Below are 325 nucleotides of genomic sequence, written 5' to 3'. Positions count from 1 at the left end.
AGAACGCGGATGGCAGCAGCGCGACACCGCTGATGTCGGTCGACGTCGGCGGGAGCATCATCGTGACCTCATCACCGGCGACAGCGTAGGAACTCATCAGGTTGCTGTACCCGAACGTGATCGCCGCCTGGCCCAGCGTGAACGGCTGCTGGTCGGGCGGGAGCGCCCAGTTCGCCGTGACGACCGAGGGGTCGGGGAGGCCGCCGCCGTCGCTCAGCTGTTTCTCGATCTCGAACCAGCTCGCGATGTCATCGGCCGTGACTCCGAGCTGGCCGTCCCAGTCGTACATGCCCACGTCGCTCATCTGTCCGGCGTAGGTGCCCAG

Annotated in this window: 1 protein-coding gene; it reads right to left on the bottom strand. The window is 66.8% G+C overall.

Features of this window, described 5'->3' with window-relative positions; translation table 11 throughout:
• On the bottom strand, window positions 1-325 hold a 325-nt coding region (locus SB717_RS34595), incomplete at both ends, for a hypothetical protein (protein ID WP_410907380.1).

It is taken from the genome of Priestia sp. SIMBA_032 (assembly GCF_046535215.1).
Lineage (GTDB): Bacteria > Bacillota > Bacilli > Bacillales > Bacillaceae_H > Priestia > Priestia aryabhattai.
Note: the sequence above shows the minus strand (reverse complement) of the source record. Positions and strands in the feature narration are given on the sequence as shown.